This window comes from Plantactinospora sp. GCM10030261 (assembly GCF_042666615.1).
In the GTDB taxonomy this organism is placed as follows: Bacteria; Actinomycetota; Actinomycetes; order Mycobacteriales; family Micromonosporaceae; genus KBS50.
In genome coordinates, this window is sequence record NZ_JBHTDD010000018.1 from 149,109 (window position 1) to 164,448 (window position 15,340).

The 15,340-nt window shown below is 72.7% G+C and carries 14 protein-coding genes and 1 tRNA gene; 7 read left to right on the plus strand and 8 right to left on the minus strand.

What is annotated here, in order from left to right; all coding sequences use genetic code 11:
* Nucleotides 1-40: 40 nt before the first annotated feature.
* Nucleotides 41-1,189 (minus strand): acyltransferase, encoded by a 1,149-nt coding sequence (locus ACFQUZ_RS21285; RefSeq protein ID WP_377444954.1) that lies wholly within the window; start codon nt 1,187-1,189, stop codon nt 41-43.
* 214 nt (nt 1,190-1,403) lie between these two features.
* Here ACFQUZ_RS21285 and ACFQUZ_RS21290 point away from each other — a divergent pair.
* Nucleotides 1,404-1,476: transfer RNA gene (locus ACFQUZ_RS21290), tRNA-Arg, on the plus strand.
* Nucleotides 1,477-1,564: 88 nt separating this feature from the next.
* On the plus strand, nt 1,565-2,314 hold the full coding sequence (locus tag ACFQUZ_RS21295) for a class I SAM-dependent methyltransferase (protein ID WP_377444957.1): 750 nt from the start codon (nt 1,565-1,567) through the stop codon (nt 2,312-2,314).
* 56 nt (nt 2,315-2,370) lie between these two features.
* On the opposite strand, the gene ACFQUZ_RS21300 is transcribed toward ACFQUZ_RS21295, so the two are convergent.
* Complete coding sequence (locus tag ACFQUZ_RS21300) at nt 2,371-3,084, minus strand: hypothetical protein (protein WP_377444959.1); 714 nt, start codon at nt 3,082-3,084, stop codon at nt 2,371-2,373.
* Between the two features lie 88 nt (nt 3,085-3,172).
* On the opposite strand from ACFQUZ_RS21300, the gene ACFQUZ_RS21305 reads away from it, so the two are divergent.
* Complete coding sequence (locus ACFQUZ_RS21305; RefSeq protein ID WP_377444962.1) at nt 3,173-3,685, plus strand: SAM-dependent methyltransferase; 513 nt, start codon at nt 3,173-3,175, stop codon at nt 3,683-3,685.
* A gap of 35 nt (nt 3,686-3,720) precedes the next feature.
* Here ACFQUZ_RS21305 and ACFQUZ_RS21310 read toward each other — a convergent pair whose 3' ends face one another.
* Nucleotides 3,721-4,806, minus strand: coding sequence for a response regulator transcription factor (locus ACFQUZ_RS21310; RefSeq protein ID WP_377444965.1), 1,086 nt, complete (start codon nt 4,804-4,806; stop codon nt 3,721-3,723).
* A gap of 167 nt (nt 4,807-4,973) precedes the next feature.
* Between ACFQUZ_RS21310 and ACFQUZ_RS21315 the strand changes: the two genes are divergently transcribed.
* Entirely contained in the window at nt 4,974-5,477 is a 504-nt protein-coding gene (locus ACFQUZ_RS21315) for a hypothetical protein (RefSeq protein WP_377444967.1), read from the plus strand.
* Here the strand turns inward: ACFQUZ_RS21315 and ACFQUZ_RS21320 are convergent.
* Entirely contained in the window at nt 5,434-6,159 is a 726-nt protein-coding gene (locus tag ACFQUZ_RS21320) for a CBS domain-containing protein (RefSeq protein ID WP_377444970.1), read from the minus strand. The genes ACFQUZ_RS21315 and ACFQUZ_RS21320 overlap by 44 nt on opposite strands.
* 114 nt (nt 6,160-6,273) lie before the next feature.
* On the minus strand, nt 6,274-7,896 hold the full coding sequence (gene abc-f, locus ACFQUZ_RS21325) for a ribosomal protection-like ABC-F family protein (protein ID WP_377444972.1): 1,623 nt from the start codon (nt 7,894-7,896) through the stop codon (nt 6,274-6,276).
* Between the two features lie 290 nt (nt 7,897-8,186).
* Here abc-f and ACFQUZ_RS21330 point away from each other — a divergent pair, with 290 nt between their 5' ends.
* Entirely contained in the window at nt 8,187-10,640 is a 2,454-nt protein-coding gene (locus ACFQUZ_RS21330) for a sensor histidine kinase (protein WP_377444975.1), read from the plus strand.
* The gene (locus ACFQUZ_RS21335; RefSeq protein ID WP_377444977.1) at nt 10,610-11,329 is read left to right on the plus strand and encodes a response regulator; all 720 of its coding nucleotides are present in this window, start codon (nt 10,610-10,612) and stop codon (nt 11,327-11,329) included. The genes ACFQUZ_RS21330 and ACFQUZ_RS21335 overlap by 31 nt, the downstream gene beginning before the upstream one ends.
* An 858-nt stretch (nt 11,330-12,187) precedes the next feature.
* On the opposite strand, the gene ACFQUZ_RS21340 is transcribed toward ACFQUZ_RS21335, so the two are convergent.
* The 3 genes from ACFQUZ_RS21340 to ACFQUZ_RS21350 form a co-directional block, all read right to left on the minus strand.
* Entirely contained in the window at nt 12,188-12,940 is a 753-nt protein-coding gene (locus tag ACFQUZ_RS21340; protein ID WP_377444979.1) for a lysophospholipid acyltransferase family protein, read from the minus strand.
* A 119-nt stretch (nt 12,941-13,059) separates the two neighbouring features.
* A complete protein-coding gene (locus ACFQUZ_RS21345) occupies nt 13,060-13,992 on the minus strand; it encodes an alpha/beta fold hydrolase (RefSeq protein ID WP_377444982.1) in 933 nt (310 codons plus the stop codon).
* A complete protein-coding gene (locus tag ACFQUZ_RS21350) occupies nt 13,989-14,480 on the minus strand; it encodes a hypothetical protein (RefSeq protein WP_377444985.1) in 492 nt (163 codons plus the stop codon). The genes ACFQUZ_RS21345 and ACFQUZ_RS21350 overlap by 4 nt, the downstream gene beginning before the upstream one ends.
* A 123-nt stretch (nt 14,481-14,603) precedes the next feature.
* Here ACFQUZ_RS21350 and ACFQUZ_RS21355 point away from each other — a divergent pair, with 123 nt between their 5' ends.
* Nucleotides 14,604-15,272, plus strand: a complete 669-nt coding sequence (locus ACFQUZ_RS21355; protein ID WP_377444987.1) for an alpha/beta hydrolase fold domain-containing protein — start codon at nt 14,604-14,606, stop codon at nt 15,270-15,272.
* The last annotated feature ends 68 nt before the right edge of the window (nt 15,273-15,340 follow it).

The following is a 15,340-nucleotide window of genomic DNA, read 5'->3' on the forward strand; positions in this document are numbered from 1 at the left end:
TCCTTTCCGGTAACTGCCGGGCCTTCCCGGCCGTCGAGGATCAGCGTTCCCAGCGTCGCGTGAGCATCACCAGGCCAGCCAGGACGAGGGCCAGGATCGGATACCAGGTGAGGCGGGTGACCAGCCACGACACGTGCTCCGGCGAGGTCGCCAGGTCGGTCCGGCTAGCCAGGTCCGAGACGATCACGAGCGCCACCTGGTGCCAACAGAAGATGCCCATCGCGGCCAGGTTGAGCGCGGCGACCCCCAGCCAGACGGCCCGGCGACGCAGCAGGTGCTCGATCCGTGGCCGCAGCAGCATTGCCGCCCCGATCTGGATCGCCGCCAGGGCCGGCACCATGAGCGACGGCGGATTGGAGTTGGACCGGGTCGCGCCGGGCACGCTTGTGATGCTCACCGGATAATCCAGCACCACCAGCAGCGTCACGAACGCCGCCGCGCCGAGCGTCAGCAGCCACCGTGCGGCGCGCTGGTCGAGCCGTCCGCGCGCCCAGGCCACCCCGAGTTGGAAGCCGAAGGCCCAGGCGGGTAGCACGGTGAGATAGCCGAACCATCCTGGCACGGCGTCGCCCCCCGGCCCGAACCGCGCCAGGTCGACGGCCGCCACCACACCGACGGAAACCAGCGGCACCCCCAGCCCCCACCGGGCATCCGCTCGCAGCAGGTACGGGGTGAGGACGGTGATCACCGCGTACACCCCCATGAACCACAGCGGTTGCAGGAACAGCACGACGGTCGTACGGAGCGTGCCCGGCGCGACGCCGGACACCGCGGCGAGCGGCAGAGCGAGCGCCAGCATCGCCGACGCGGCCAGCACCGGGCGTCCCAGCCGCCACAGGCGCCGCCGGATCCACATCGCGTCCGGGACGCCGCGCTCGCGGGCGCGGCGCAACCCATTGGCCGAGGTGTAGCCGCCCACCAGGAAGAACAACGCCAACATCTGCAACAACCAGGTCGCCACGTGCAGCCATGGCAGGTAGCGCAGCGGGCTGTCGATCCGCAGCCCTCCGTCGGTCTCCACCAACGCGCCGACCAGCCAGTGGCCGATCACCACCCCGAGGATCGCGAGCGCCCGCAGCCCATCGACGAAGCGATCGCGCGACGGTGCTCGGGTGACGGGCGGCGCCGACGTCGGTGCCGGACTCGTCGGAACGGTCACCGGAGCGGGCGAACTTGACGTCAACACCATGGGAACGACGCTATGGAGACGGCGGACCCGATTCGATCCCGCTGGCATCCCGGTTGCCGGTAGGGCAAACCTCATCCCGAGCTGACGGGAAACCCCCGGTCCGACCCGGATGCTCGTCATGGACCCGCCGGAAACCTAGGATGGGCTGGCCGGACTCCACACCCGTGCCACCGGCGGCGTCGATCGCACGGGTACCCTTCTGGCGCACCGACCAGCGCCCGTAGCTCAGCGGATAGAGCAGGGGACTTCTAATCCCAAGGCCGCAGGTTCGAATCCTGCCGGGCGCGCCTCATCACCCCACGTGTGATCATGACGACCAAGGACCCGCCACACCCGACCAACATGTGCCCTCGACGTCCCAGCTACAGTCCGGGCATGAGAGCGGGGCCGGTCTACGACCGAATCGGTACCACGTACGCCAACACCCGCCGCCCCGATCCGCGGATCGCCGAACGGGTCGCCGCCGCACTGGGCGACGTGCGCACGGTGGTAAACGTCGGTGCCGGCACGGGGTCGTACGAGCCGCCGACCACGGTCCTCGCGATCGAGCCGAGCGCCACGATGATCGGGCAGCGACCGCGCGGTGCGGCGCCGGCCGTCCGAGCGGCGGCCGAGTCCCTTCCGCTGGCGGACGGCGCCGTCGATGCGGCGATGGCGCTGCTCACCATCCACCATTGGACGGATCTGAACACCGGCATCGCCGAGTTGCGCCGGATCACCCGACGTCGGATCGTCGTGCTGACCTGGGATCAGTCGGTGTTCCAGCGGTTCTGGCTGCTCGCCGACTACCTCCCGGAGGCCGCCGCCTTCGACGAGGCACGGGCCGTGCCGATGGAACGGTTGGCGGCGCGTCTCGGTGGGGCCCGGGTGGAGCCGCTGCCGGTGCCCGCGGACTGTGTCGACGGTTTCCTCGCGGCCTGGTGGCGCCGGCCGGAGGCGTACCTCGATCCGACGGTCCGAGCCGGCATCTCGCTGCTGGCCCAGGTCGGGGAGGCGGCGATCCGGCCGGGGCTGGACCGGCTGGCGGCCGACCTGGCAAGTGGCCGGTGGCACGAACGGCACGCCGACCTGCTCACCAGGGACGGATTCGACGCCGGCTACCGGTTGCTCGTGGCGGACAGGTAGCCGGAACGGGTAGCGACAGCGCGACACCAGGCGACAGCGCCACGCGAGGACGCGCGTCAGCGCACGCCGAGCGACTCGGTCGCCAGCGACACGCGTACCGGTTGCCGTCCGTTGAACCGCCACCGCAGCAGCTCGGCCACGTCGGTCGTCATCCGGCCGAGGTCGAGGGTGCGGCGCCGGGCCACCCAGTCGACAAGCGCCTCGGGATCGGCCACCGGGCCGGTGAAGTGCACAAGCGTGGCGTACCAGATGTCCCGGTTGAAGTCGGCCTCGAACCAGCCGTCCGCGCCCAGTTCCTTGGCCAGCCGGGCGGCGAAGTCGGTCGCCGCCGGGTCCACCGGGTAGGCGCACGCCATGATCCCGGACGGGGTGAGCGTCAGCCCGCGCAGGTCGAGCCGTACCGGCCGGCAGGCCGCCGCCGTCCGGCGCAGCGCCGCCGCGCCCCGGGCCACCAACGGATCCTCCCGCCGCGCCGCCGTCCGGTGCGCTTCCAGCGCGCGTACGGTGACGTGCGCGGCGTCCGGGGATCCCGTCGGCCAGTGGTGCCGGCCGGCAACCGACATGGCAGCACTGGTCGCCTCGGCCAGCCGTGCGGTGCTGGCCCGATCGGGCGGCAGGATCACCGACACGCCCCACCGTCCGCCGTCCACCGGCGGCGAGTCGCGATGGTGGGTGCCGGCGCGGACCGCGCGGGCCCCCATTTCGAACAGCCGGTCGAACTTCTCGCCGTACCCGGTGATCCGCCGTGCCGCGTCGGTGCCCGGTTCCATCGGCGGACCCTATCCCGTCGACGGTGCCCGCAGACCGGCCGCTCGGCCGGGACGGTGCCGGGGTGGTGCCGCGGGCCATACTGGCGGGATGGCGGGGAGTGACGTGCCGTGGCGGCTGCGTTGGACCGTGGATCTGCTCGACGTACGGCCGGATGACCAGATCTTGGAGATCGGTTGCGGTCCGGGCGTGGCGGTGTCGCTCATCGCGGACCGGCTCGACGGCGGGCAGGTCACCGCGATCGACCGGTCGGCCACCGCGATCGACCGGGCGACGAGGCGGAACGCCGGGCATGTGGCCGGCGGGAGGGCCCGGATCCGGCGGCTCGACCTGGCCGGCGTGGACGGGTTGACCGGCCCGTTCACGGCGATCTTCGCGGTGAACGTGAACGTCTTCTGGGTTCGCGACGCCGCGGTCGAGCTGCGGATGCTCGACAATCTGCTCGTCGGGGGTGGCCGGCTGCTGCTCGTGTTCGAAGCGCCGGGCAGCGACCGTACCGACCGGGTGCTGCGCGCGGTGGCCGACGCGGTGCGTGCAAGCGGCTTCCGGGCCACCGTGACGCGGCATTCGGCCACCCTCGGCGCGGTCATCGCCCGGAGCTGAGCCGTTCGCGCGCCCCGTTCCAGCCTGCGGCGATGTCACCAACCCGGGGCGCAGGACTCCGACGTCCGCGGGACGAACAGGCCGAGCTGGTGTGCCCGCAGCGCTGCCATCGTCCGGGTGGACGCGGCCAGCTTGACCAGGATGTGCTCGACATGAGCGGCGACCGTCCGCTCGGTGACGTGGAGGGCGGCGGCGATCCGCCGGTTCGAGGAGCCGTCGACGAGCAGCCCGGCGATCTCCAGCTCGCGCGGCGTGAGTCCGTGTACGTCCCCGGCCGGACCGAGCAGCACGGCGACCCCCCGCTGGTACGGCGTGTCCGCCAGGCTCTCGATGACGGTGACCCGCAGGTGTTCCGCCGCGCCGGGGCCGTCGACAGGGACGAGGAACGAACGGTGCGATCGCCGATCCCGTTCGGCTGGGGCGGCGAGCGCCAGCACTCGTGACGGTGGTGTCAGCAGCGGGTGGCCGGCCAGTCCGGGCAACGCCATGGTGGCGCCGTCGCCGGCGAGCAGCACCCCCGCCCATGCGCCGGGCACGGACCGGGCCGTCGTCATCACCGTCCGGAGTGGATCAGCGGCGTTCGCCGCCATCGGGGTGAGCGTGCCGAGCAGGTTCAGGACCTGCTCGGTGGGCCGGTGTTGGGCGTCGGTGTGCATGATCAGGAGGCCGAGGCAGCGACCATCGGTCGTGGTCAACGGCGCGACGACGCCCTCGGCCCCACCCTCGGCTTCCGGCTCGGCCCAGCCGTGCAGCGTGACGGGCAATTCGCGGAGCAGCCGGGGCGAGCCGGGGCGGTCCAGCCCCAACCGTTCCACCTCACCGCGGGCCGCCGAGGCGTCGGGAGCCACGCCACCGGCACGCCCCTCGACAGCGAGCGGGATGAGGCCCGGCCGGACCGGATCGAAGAGCACGACCCACCCGGCCCGATAGCGGATCAATCGGCGTAGGCAGCGCAACAGCGCCATCGCCCGCGTCCCCAGGTCGTCGATGGACGAGGCGATACCGCCGATCTCGACGGCGATCTCAACACTCCCGGTAAGCACCCCGTCACCCCAGGTGGAATCGGTAATCCTGCCAATCGACAGCGCGTCACGGCGCTGTTTCGATCGGAGTGCGATCACCGGTGCCCACACCGTACGACACGCAGTGAACACACACCAGGTCACCACCGGGATGGCGGTCTGTCCAGGCCGGCCGCCGCAGCCGACGGCGACCCGGTCGCCCCAGGGACACGAGCATCACCATGTCGTGGCGGTGTCGGCGCCGCACCGCCCGTGGAGGGTGGGACATGGGACGGACCACGAGCACCACAATCGATCAGGCGTCCGCGCTCCGGGCCGCGGCGCGCCGCTTCTACCGCCTGGCCCGCCGCGACCAGCAGTTGGCCCCGTACTTCGCGGGCACGGACATCGACCAGCTCGCCGAACGTCTCACCGCGGCCCTGGTCGGTGCGTGGCGAACGGGAAATCATCCGGGGTGGGCGGAACTGATCGCCGACTATCGCCGGTTGGGCCTGGGTGAGGACGAGTACGACCTGCTGGGTCACCTGCTGCTGACCACGCTGCTGCCGCTGCGCCTCGGCCCGGACCTGCTGATCCGGGCGGGAGCGGTGCTGGCCGAGGCCCGACCGGCCGTGGTGGCACAGCCGGCGGGGCCGACCGGTACGCAGTGGTCGTCACCGGTTCGGCCCGTCGGCCGCCGCCGGACGGCGGCCGACGGCGGTACAGGGGCCGGCCGAGGCAGGACGGTCAGCCGCGCGGGCGGGCCGGCGCCGGACGCGGCTCCGCGCTGAACGGGTGCGACCGCTGCCAGCCGGTGCCGACGTCGGAGCTGTCGTCGCGGGCGGCGGTCAGCTCGTCCACCACGTCGACCACGCCGGGGGTCGCCGCCACGAACCGCGCCACGATCCCGGCCGTGCTCGTACGGTCGACCTGACCGCGCAGCGCGACCACTCCCCGATCGACGGTCACCTCGACAGTTCCGGGCTCGATCCACAACGCGGCCAGGGTGTCCAGGACGGCGGCCCGGATCTGCTCGTCCGGCTGGGCATAGAGCGAGACGAGGTCGCGACGCGAGACGATGCCGACCAGCCGGCCGTTCTCGTCGACCACCGGCAACCGCTTGACGCCGGTCACGTCGATCAGTCGTGCCGCCGCGGTCACGGAGGCGTCGCGGCTGATCGTCACCGCCGGCGCGCTCATCAGGTCGGCTGCCGTGTTGCCGCGCGAGCGGTCCCGCGCGGCGTGCAGCCGGCGGGCGGTGAGTGGGTGGGACGACCGCCGGTCCGCACCTTCGAGCCTGGCCATCAGGTCCGCTTCCGAGACGATCCCGAGCACCCGTCGCTCCGGATCCACCACCGGTACCGCACTGATCTGGTTACCCACCAGCAGGTCGGCAACGAGTTGGTAGCCGGTGTCCGGTGCCACCGTCACCACCTCACGGGTCATCACGTCGGCGACGCCGAATCTGCGCATGGCAACCTCCTTTGGTCACCTCCAGCACACCTCGCCGGCGACCCCGGCGGCAGGGCCGACCGGCCCCTGACCGGGGGCCGCTGGTAACGGCTCGTCGACCACCACCGGTCCGGGTCACCCGGTCGGCGTGTCGACCAGCCGACCGGCCCGCAGCTCGATCCGCCGGCCGCCGAACCGCCGGCACAGTGCCCGGTCGTGGGAGACCGCCACCACCGCACCGGGATAGTCCTCCAGCGCGGCCTCCAGTTCCTCGACGAGGGTCAGCGACAGGTGGTTGGTCGGCTCGTCCAGCAACAACAGATCGAACTCGTCGGTCACCAGCCGGGCCAGTTCCAACCGGCGGCGTTGACCGATGGACAGCACGCCGACCGGCTGGTCGAGGCTGCCCGGGTCGAACAGGCCGAGCGAGAGCAGCCGGTCCCGGTGCTCGTCGGGCGGCCCGGCCCGGCCGGCGGCGAAAGCGGCGAGCAGGGTCTGCCGGGGGCGGTCCGCCGGCACCTCCTGGCGCAGGTAGCCGATCCGCCCGCGACGGGACACGGCACCGCGGTCCGGGCGCAGGTCGCCAGCCAGCACCCGCAGCAGGGTGGACTTGCCGGCACCGTTGGGTCCGTGCACCAGCAGCCGGTCGCCGGCGTCGACGCGTACCTCGTCGAGGACCAGCCGGTCGGCGACCGCGACGCCGCGGACCTGGACGAGCGGGCTGGTGCCGTGGTCCGCCGGCCCGTCCCCGGCGAACTGCGCGGTGAACCGCAGCGGTGGCGGCGGCGGGTGAACCGGGTTCTCGGTGAGCCGGCGCAGCCGTTCCTCGGCGTTGCGGACCCGGCTGGCGATGGACTGCTGCACCCGGCCACCGTGCCGGTCGTAGGAGACCTTGTTGTTGTCCTTGATCGGCCGGTCCGGCGCCACCCGGTGGGCGGTGGTGGCGGCGTACTCGCGCAGCCGCGCGGTCTCCGCGCACCACTGCTGGTACGCCTGCTCCCAGCGGGCCCGGGCCGTGGCGTGCCCGGCCAGGTAGCCCGCGTACCCGTTGCCGAACCGGACGACGGCGCCGGCGTCGACCTCGACGATCGCGGTGGCGATCCGGTCGAGGAACAGCCGGTCGTGGGAGACGGCGACGACGGTGCCGCGGTGCCGGCGCAGCCGGTCCTCCAGCCACGCCAGGGCGGTGTCGTCGAGGTGGTTTGTCGGCTCGTCGAGCAGCAGTGTCCCGGGATCGCTGGCCAGCAGGCAGGCCAGCGACAGCCGGGCCTGCTCACCGCCGGAGAGCCCGGTGAGTGGCCGGTCCCGCTCCAGGTGACCCAGGCCGAGGCCGTGCAGTGCCTGGTCGACCCGGGCGTCGGCCCGGTAGCCGTCGCGGTCCTCGAACGCCTGGAGGGTCTCCCCGTAGGCATTCAATTGGTCCTCAGTGGACAGATCGACGGCCAGTTCCCGCAGTCGACGTTCGAGTGCGCGCAGGTCGGCCAGGGCATTGTCGACCGCCCGCTGGACGGTCCATCCGGACGGCACATCGACGGTCTGGGGCAGGTAGCCGAGCCCGTCGTCGGCGGTCACCGTGATCTCGCCTCCGTCGGCGGGCTCCCGGCCGGCGATCAGCCGGAGCAGCGTCGACTTGCCGGAGCCGTTCTCGCCGACGATGCCGATTCGTTCACCGGGTGCGACGGTCAGCGACGCCTGGTCGAGCACCAGGCGACCCGGATAGGACTTGGTGACGGCGCGCAGGGTCAGTTGGCTGGGCAACGGGTGCCTCCCGATCGGCGTGGTGGGGACGGGGCGTCGTGGTGCTCGGCATCGAGACCATGGCGGCCGCGCTCCTTCCGATCGGGTTAACGCAACTTCTGTTGCGTTAACATCCTGCCACGATCGTTCCGCCACCCGCAAGCCGACCGCGATAGATCAACGGGGCGTGACGGGCCGGTATGCTATTCCCCTGCGTCGATGACCGTCCGGGGACGGCCGACCGCATCCGCGTGCTCGTCCCCGGTCGCCACAGCCGGCGGAGCATCGAGGAGGACCACCAGGTGATGCCCGTGCCGCCGGCGACTCGCGCCACCAGCGACACCTCGCCGGGTCAGCGGGCGAGCCGGCCGGACCAGCCGGACCAGCCGGCGAGCGGGCCGGACCAGCCGGAGAGCCGGCCGGACCACCCGGACCGCGGGCCGACGGACCGGCCCGCCCAGGCCGCGTTGGGCCGGGTTCTGGCGATCTTCTCCGCGGCCGTGCACGGCAGCTCCGGACTGGCCTGCGCGACGGCGGCGCTGGCGGTTCGCACGCCGCCGGTCGACGTGCCGCTGCTGATCCCGGCCATCGCGGTGCTGACCTCGTGGTCCGCGGTGTTCGTCGTCCGGGTGCTGCGCCGGGGCATGACTGCCTGGTTGATCGGCGTCGACGTGCTGCTCACCACGGCCACCTGCCTGTTGATCGGCCGCCTCGTCTCGGCCGAGGTGCTTCCCGGCGAGGGGAGCTGGGTAGCGATCATGGCGAGCACCACGGTCCTCATCGCCCAGCTCGGCATCGCGGCCCGCTGGTCGGTGCCGGCCGGGCTGCTCGTCGTGGTGAGCTACGCACTCGGCGCGCACCTGGCGGGCAACGACACCGAGGCGACCGCGCACGCCCTCACCCTCACCATGCAGGTGGCCAGCGGAGCCGGCCTCGCCTGGCTGGCCAGACGCAGCAGCTCGTCCGCTGACGCCGCGTTCGCCGGTTACCAGCGGGCCCACCGGCAGGCGGTGGTCGACCGGGCCACCCGGGCCGCCGAACGCCGGCAGAACCGCGACCTGCACGACACCGTACTGTCCACGTTGACCGTCGTCGGGCTCGGCGCCGTCCGGTCCGGCCAGGCACTGCGCGACCGAGCCGCCACCGACCTGCGTACCCTCGACGATCTGGCCGATGCTCGCGCCGAGTCGGTGACCACCGACAGCGCCCGTGGGGTACGGCTGGACGACCGGTTACGCGCCGCATTGGCCGGACGTCCCGGTCCCCCCGCCTCGTTGCCGTCGGTCACCACGCCTCCCGCGGTGGCGGCCGCACTTACCAACGCGGTACGCGAGGCACTGTCCAACGTGGATCGGCACGCGCCCGGTAGCGCGGTCGAGATTTCCCTGTCGCGGGCCGCCAACGCCGTCGTGGTCGAGGTGGCCGACGACGGTCCCGGCTTCGACCCGAGCGGGGTGCCGACGCACCGGTACGGGTTGCGCGAGTCGGTGTACGGTCGGCTCGCCGCCGTCGGCGGTGCGGCTCTGGTGGACTCGTCCCCGGGGCACGGCACCCGGGTACGCCTGACGTGGCCGGCCGGCGGGGCGCCGGCGGCCACCGGGCCGGAGGACAACTCGGCGACCGTCGGGGCCACCGTGGCGGCCACGGCCGACCGTGGGGTACGGATCGCCGCCGTGGTCATCGCCTTCGGCTGGCACCTGGCCATCAACCTGCCGGCGCTGCTGGGCAGTTGGTCGGCGTACCGATGGCCGTGGATCGCCGCCACCGCCTTCCTGGCCTTCGCGGCGGTCGGCTGGGTGTCGGCCCGCGCCATGCTCCGGGACGAGCGCCGGTCGGTCTGGCCGCCGGTGACCGTGCTGCTGGCCACCGACGCGGCGATCTTCGCCTGCGTGCCACCGGATCGGCTGTTCGCGCCGGCGAGCTGGGGCTGGACGTCCCTCGGTTGGTTCGTCGCCCTCATCTTCTGGCGCCGTCGAGTCGCGGCGCTTATCGGCGCGCTCGCCGCCGGGGCCGGGATCGCCCTGGTCGCGTTGCTCGCCGCCGGTGCCACCCGGGAGGCCGACCTCAGCCGGTACGGCCTGTACGTGTACGGGACGATGGTGCTGCCCATCGCGTTGGTCGTCGGCGCCGGCATGCTCAGCAGCCTGGCCACGAGCACCGCGGGCACCGCGGCGGCCCGATCCGCGCTGGCCGCCGAGCGGACCGCCGCCGCCCGCACCAGACGGGAACGCCGGGAACGGCTTTCCGTGGTCAGCGTGACCGCTGGGGTGGTACTGGCCGAGTTGGCGGACGGGCGGGCCGATCCAGCCGATCCGAGGGTGCAGCGGCGGTGCGCCCTGGCCGCCTCCCGGCTGCGCCGGCTCATCGCCGAATCGGACGACGTGCCCGACCCGTTGCTGCACGAGCTGCGCGCGTGTGCGGACATCGCGGAGCGCGGCGGCGTACCGGTCGAGTTCGTCTCCGTCGGAGAGCTTCCGCCGCTGCCGGTGGAGATCCGGCGGCGGTTGGTCGATCCGCTCGCGGCGACGCTGGCCGCCGCCCGCGGTTGGGCCAGGCTGACAGTCGTGGGACAACCCAACGAGGTGGTGGTCGGCGTCACGACGGCGGCCGGACCGGAGCCGGTTCCGCCCGAGGCACCACCCACACCGAACGATCCGCCGTCCGGTCCGGACAGACCGGCCGGAGGGTACGACGGGCGGGTCGAGCGGTTCCACGAACGGGACGAGGAGATGATATGGGCGCAGACCCGGTGGCGGGCCAGGTGACGGCGGACGACCGGATCGGCGTGGCGATCGTCGACGACCACCCGGTCGTGGTGGAGGGAGTCCGGTCCTGGCTGGCCGCCGAGCCCCGGCTGGCCGTGGTGGCCGCCGGGGAGGATCCGGACCGGGTGCTGGCCGAGGCCGGCCGGCGGGCCGAGGTGATCCTCCTCGACCTCCGGTTACGGGGACGCATGGTGCTGGACAAGGTGAGCGAGCTGAGTATGGCCGGCCGGCGGGTGGTCGTGTACTCCGAGCACACCGACCAGGAGACGATCCTCGCCGCTCTGGACGCCGGCGCGGTGGCCTTCCTGGCCAAGCACGAAGGGCGGGAGCACTGCGTCCGTACCGTGCTCGCGGCTGCCGCCGACCGACCGTACGTGCCACCGGCGTTGGCCGGGGCGATCGTCGGTGACCGGCGTGCCGATCGTCCGGTCCTGTCCGACCAGGAGCGGGAGGCGCTGCTGCTGTGGTTCCAGTCCATGTCGAAGGCGTCGGTGGCGCGCCGGATGCGGATCAGCGAGCACACCGTGAAGCAGTACGTGGACCGGGCGCGGATCAAGTACGCGCGCGCCGGCCGGCCGGCCGCCACCAAGTCGGCTTTGCTTGCCCGGGCGATCGAGGACGGACTCGTCCGGCCGGATGAGATTGGCAACTACCGGTCCTACGCGTCGCCCGACCGGCCGACCCCCTAACGACCGTCATGACAACGTTTACTTGACGCGGCAACCTGTCGGGAAAGAGGGTTCTCGGTGGGAGGTCCAATCCCCGATGAGCAACGCGCCGTACTTCATCCGCGCGTACCGCCCGGACGAGCCGGACGCCCCCGATGGCGCCTTTCCCCGGCTCGGATGGCGGAACGGAATCGTCCTGGCCGACGGTGAACGGGTGTTCTGGCGGGGCCACGCCCTCGTCACCGGATATCTGCTGCGTCCCCGACTCGTGGACAGTGAACGAATGTGGGCGTTGCCCCGACCGGCGTCGGTCGTGGTGACCGACCGGCGGCTCGCGTACGTCTGCGACGGCTGGTCCATCGCGGCCACCCACCGTGACGGCCGGCCCGGTGCCCGGCACCGGCGGCGGGCCGACCTCGCCCAGCGGGTGGCCGTCGGCCAGGTCCGCTGGCAGTGGCCGAGCCGACTGCACGTGCTGCCGGGGAAGGGGTCGGGCCGGCTGGTGCTGGTCTGTGACTCGCTGCACACCATCCGGCAGCCCAGCCTGGCGCTCGGTGGCGCCGACCTGGACGGTCCCGACGCGACCTGGGAGTTGGCGCACCTGGTCCGGCGGCTCGCCGCGATGTTCCGGCTCGCCGAACCGGGCATCACCGACCTGTCCCCACCCGAGCGGGACGCGTTGCGGTTCCGGGCCCGGGCACTGGCCTGCGCCGACGATCTCGCCGACCCGCAACGCGGCATCGACCTGCCCGGCTCGTTACCTGTGGAGTTCCTGCACGGCGACGACTACTACCGACGGGCGTTTCCGGGTGCCCGGCAACTCGCTGCCGGCGGCGGCGTGGTCGGACCGGACGATTCCGCGGCCGGCCCCGGCCCGGGTCACGGGGTGCTGGGCGCGGGCCGATCTCCCTGGTCCAGGGCGGCCGCCTCCTCCGCCGTCGGCGCGGACCCACCCATGTGGGCCGGCAACCACCAGCCGTCGTCCAGCCCGGAGGGCACCGCCGGATAGCCTCGCTGGGCCCGATCCACCAATGCCGACAGGTGCCGACGCAGCTCGTCGGTGGCCCGACCCACGTCGTCGGTGTCGGCCACCGGGATCGCTTCCCCAACCATGATGGTGATCGGCACCCCTCGCTTGGTGAGCTGGCGGGGTCGGCCCTTGGTCCACAACCGCTGGCTGCCCCAGATCGCCACCGGCAGGATCGGCACACCCGCGGCGCGAGCCATCCGTACCGCGCCGGTCTTGAGCGGCTTGACGGTGAACGACCGGCTGATCGTCGCCTCGGGAAAGACTCCGACGATCTCGCCGCCGCGCAGCGCGGCCACAGCGGCGTCGTATGAACCGGCGCCCGCCGCCCGGTCGACCGGGATGTGCCGCATGCCGCGCATCAGGGGCCCGGCGACCCGGTCGGCGAACACCTCCTGCTTGGCCATGAAGCGGACCAGGCGCCCCGAGTCCCGGGCGGCCAGCCCGCAGAAGATGAAGTCGAGATAGCTGACGTGGTTGCTGGCCAGGACGGCGCCGCCGGTGCGCGGGACGTGGTGACCTCCGTCAACCCGCGGGCGCATGCCCAGGACCCGGAACATGGTCAGGGCCGCCGCGATCACCGGAGGGTAGACGAGTTCTGCCACAGCACCCTTCTACCCCATCCTGACCAGCACCAACCAGCCCCCTCCCCCCCCCCCACCGCCCTCTCCCGTCGATCTAGGGCAGATGGTCGTGATTGGAGATCAACACGCGACCATCTGCCTTAGATCGACGAGGCGGGGCGGTGGCGGTGGGGGTGAGCAAGGAACTCCACAATCAGGCCGGCGAGTCCGACCGGATCCTCGGCCGCCATCGCGTGGCTCGCCCCAGCACGGTACTCGACGCGCAGCCCTCGGCGCGGTTCGAGGGCGGCCAGCCGGGTGCCGAGATACCGCCGGTAGGCGGCGTACAGGTCGCGGAACGGGCGCTGCTCCGGCAGGTCCTCGGTGGCCAGCACGAGCAGCAGCGGGCAGCGGACGTCCGCGTACACCGGCAGCGGGTCCAGCTCGGCCATGGCGGCGTCGAGCTGGGCCACGAGGTCGGCGTCCGGCCGCGGCCAGGTGACGCCGTCGCGCTCCTCGACGTTCCGGTCGAACGCGCTCAGCCAGTCCTCGGCGGGTCCACCGAACCGCTCGACGAGGTGCTGCTGCGCGGCACGCGCCGCCGCCAACTGGTCGGCGTCCCAGGGCCCGGCCATCGCGGCGGCCATCCCGTCGAACACGGCCCGCAGCCGTGCCAGCTCCGCGGTCGCGGTCGCCGGGTCGAGTCCGACCAACTGGTCCGGTCGGCTCGGCGGCGGATTGCCGTCCAGGCTGACCGCCCCGGCGCAGCCGGGATGCCGCCGCGCCCACATCGCGGCGAGCATCCCGCCCAGGGAGAGTCCGACCACCGGCGGGTTGTCCAGTCCCAGTTCCTTCACCACGGCGTCCAGGTCGTCGAGCACCGCCTCCCAGTCCCACGGACCGCTTCCGGATCGACCGTGTCCGCGCAGGTCCGGCCGGATGATCCGGTACGCCGGACGCAACGCACGGGCCAGTCGGACCATGGTGGCGAGGTTTCCTCCACCGCCGTGCAGCATCACCATCGGCGGGGCGTCGCCACCGTCGTCCGCCACCGCGATCGGCACCGGTCCGGAACGCACCACGATTTCGGTCATACCGGGTCTCCCTCCTGCTGATTTCCTGCCGGTGCGGTCGGATGGCGCAGCCGGTCCCGGACCGAGGACGGCACGACGCCGCCGTCCGGATGCCGGGTCAGCCGTCCCCGGCGCACCAGGTCGTGCACGCCCTGCCGGGTGATGCCGAGCATCGCCCCCGCGGTGGCGTACGAGATCGAGGTCGCTGTCGGGTGGCCAACCCGGTGTGCCACCGCCCGTCCCAGCGGGCTGCGCCACCAGTCCACCGGCGGGTCGAAGGGGCCGTCGCCGGGATAGAGCGTGGCGACCATCCGCATGACGGTGCCGACGGCGGCGGAGTCGTCACCGTCCACGATGAGCGTCGCCCAGGTCGCCGCCCTGGCCCGCACGATGGACCGCAGCGCGTCGACCGTCTGGTCGCCGTCGAGCAGGATCTCCAGCGGGTCGAGCAGCCTGATGTCGATCACCCGGAGTAGCTGTTCGCGCACCTCGTCCCGGCTGGGCGGCATGGCGACCCCCTTCGCTTGACACCCAATCGTCAAGTACTTGACGCGCAGTGTCAAGTATCGGTTCCTTCTGCTCCGAGCAGAGCGGCCTACCCGTGCCGGACGCGTTCTCCGCAGGATGGTGCGATGGAGCAGATCGCGAACCTTCTGTGGCTGCACGGCGGCGGCTGGCACTCCCGGTCCACCGAGGACGGCGCCGCGCTGGCCGAACATGGTCTACGCGTGATCCAGGGCCGCTACCGGCTGACCGGCGAGGCGCACTGGCCGGCCCAACTGGACGACGTACGCGCCGAAGCCCGCCGGGTCCGGGCGACGGCGCCGGACCTGCCGCTGCTGGTGGCGGGCGACTCGACCGGTGCCATGCTGGCGCTGCACGCTGGCCTGCGCGGGATCGACCGACCCGGCGATGTCGACGGAGTGCTCGCCTTCTGGCCGCCGGTCGACCCGCTGAGCGCGGATTTTCTGCGGCTGCGTCGGCACGACAATCCGTGGTCGGGCCTGCTCGGCCACGAACCGGCCGTCGGCGATCCGGCCACCGTGGACGCCACAGTCGCCACCCACGTGGGCAGCGGCGTGCCGGTGCTGTTGGCACACGGCAATACCGACGTCGCGGTGCCGTGCAGCCAGACCTTCGAACTGGCCGGGGCGCTGCACGCAGCCGGGCATCCCGTGCACACCCTGGTCACCCACGGCGGCCACGCGCTCGACCTGTCCCGCCCGGACCTGGCGGCGGCGACCCGTGCCTTCCTGACCGCCCACCTCCCCCTACCCCACCCCCCCTCCCCGTCGATCTAGGGCAGATGGTCGTGATTGGAGATCGAACGACGACCATCTTCCCTAGATCGACGGGGATGGGGGGTGGG

Coding starts and splice junctions, on each gene's coding strand:
- ACFQUZ_RS21285 (WP_377444954.1), bottom strand. CDS start 1,189: ATGGTGTTGACGTCAAGTTCGCCCGCTCCGGTGACCGTTCCGACGAGT.
- ACFQUZ_RS21295 (WP_377444957.1), top strand. CDS start 1,565: ATGAGAGCGGGGCCGGTCTACGACCGAATCGGTACCACGTACGCCAAC.
- ACFQUZ_RS21300 (WP_377444959.1), bottom strand. CDS start 3,084: ATGGAACCGGGCACCGACGCGGCACGGCGGATCACCGGGTACGGCGAG.
- ACFQUZ_RS21305 (WP_377444962.1), top strand. CDS start 3,173: ATGGCGGGGAGTGACGTGCCGTGGCGGCTGCGTTGGACCGTGGATCTG.
- ACFQUZ_RS21315 (WP_377444967.1), top strand. CDS start 4,974: ATGGGACGGACCACGAGCACCACAATCGATCAGGCGTCCGCGCTCCGG.
- ACFQUZ_RS21320 (WP_377444970.1), bottom strand. CDS start 6,159: ATGCGCAGATTCGGCGTCGCCGACGTGATGACCCGTGAGGTGGTGACG.
- ACFQUZ_RS21335 (WP_377444977.1), top strand. CDS start 10,610: ATGGGCGCAGACCCGGTGGCGGGCCAGGTGACGGCGGACGACCGGATC.
- ACFQUZ_RS21345 (WP_377444982.1), bottom strand. CDS start 13,992: ATGACCGAAATCGTGGTGCGTTCCGGACCGGTGCCGATCGCGGTGGCG.
- ACFQUZ_RS21350 (WP_377444985.1), bottom strand. CDS start 14,480: ATGCCGCCCAGCCGGGACGAGGTGCGCGAACAGCTACTCCGGGTGATC.
- ACFQUZ_RS21355 (WP_377444987.1), top strand. CDS start 14,604: ATGGAGCAGATCGCGAACCTTCTGTGGCTGCACGGCGGCGGCTGGCAC.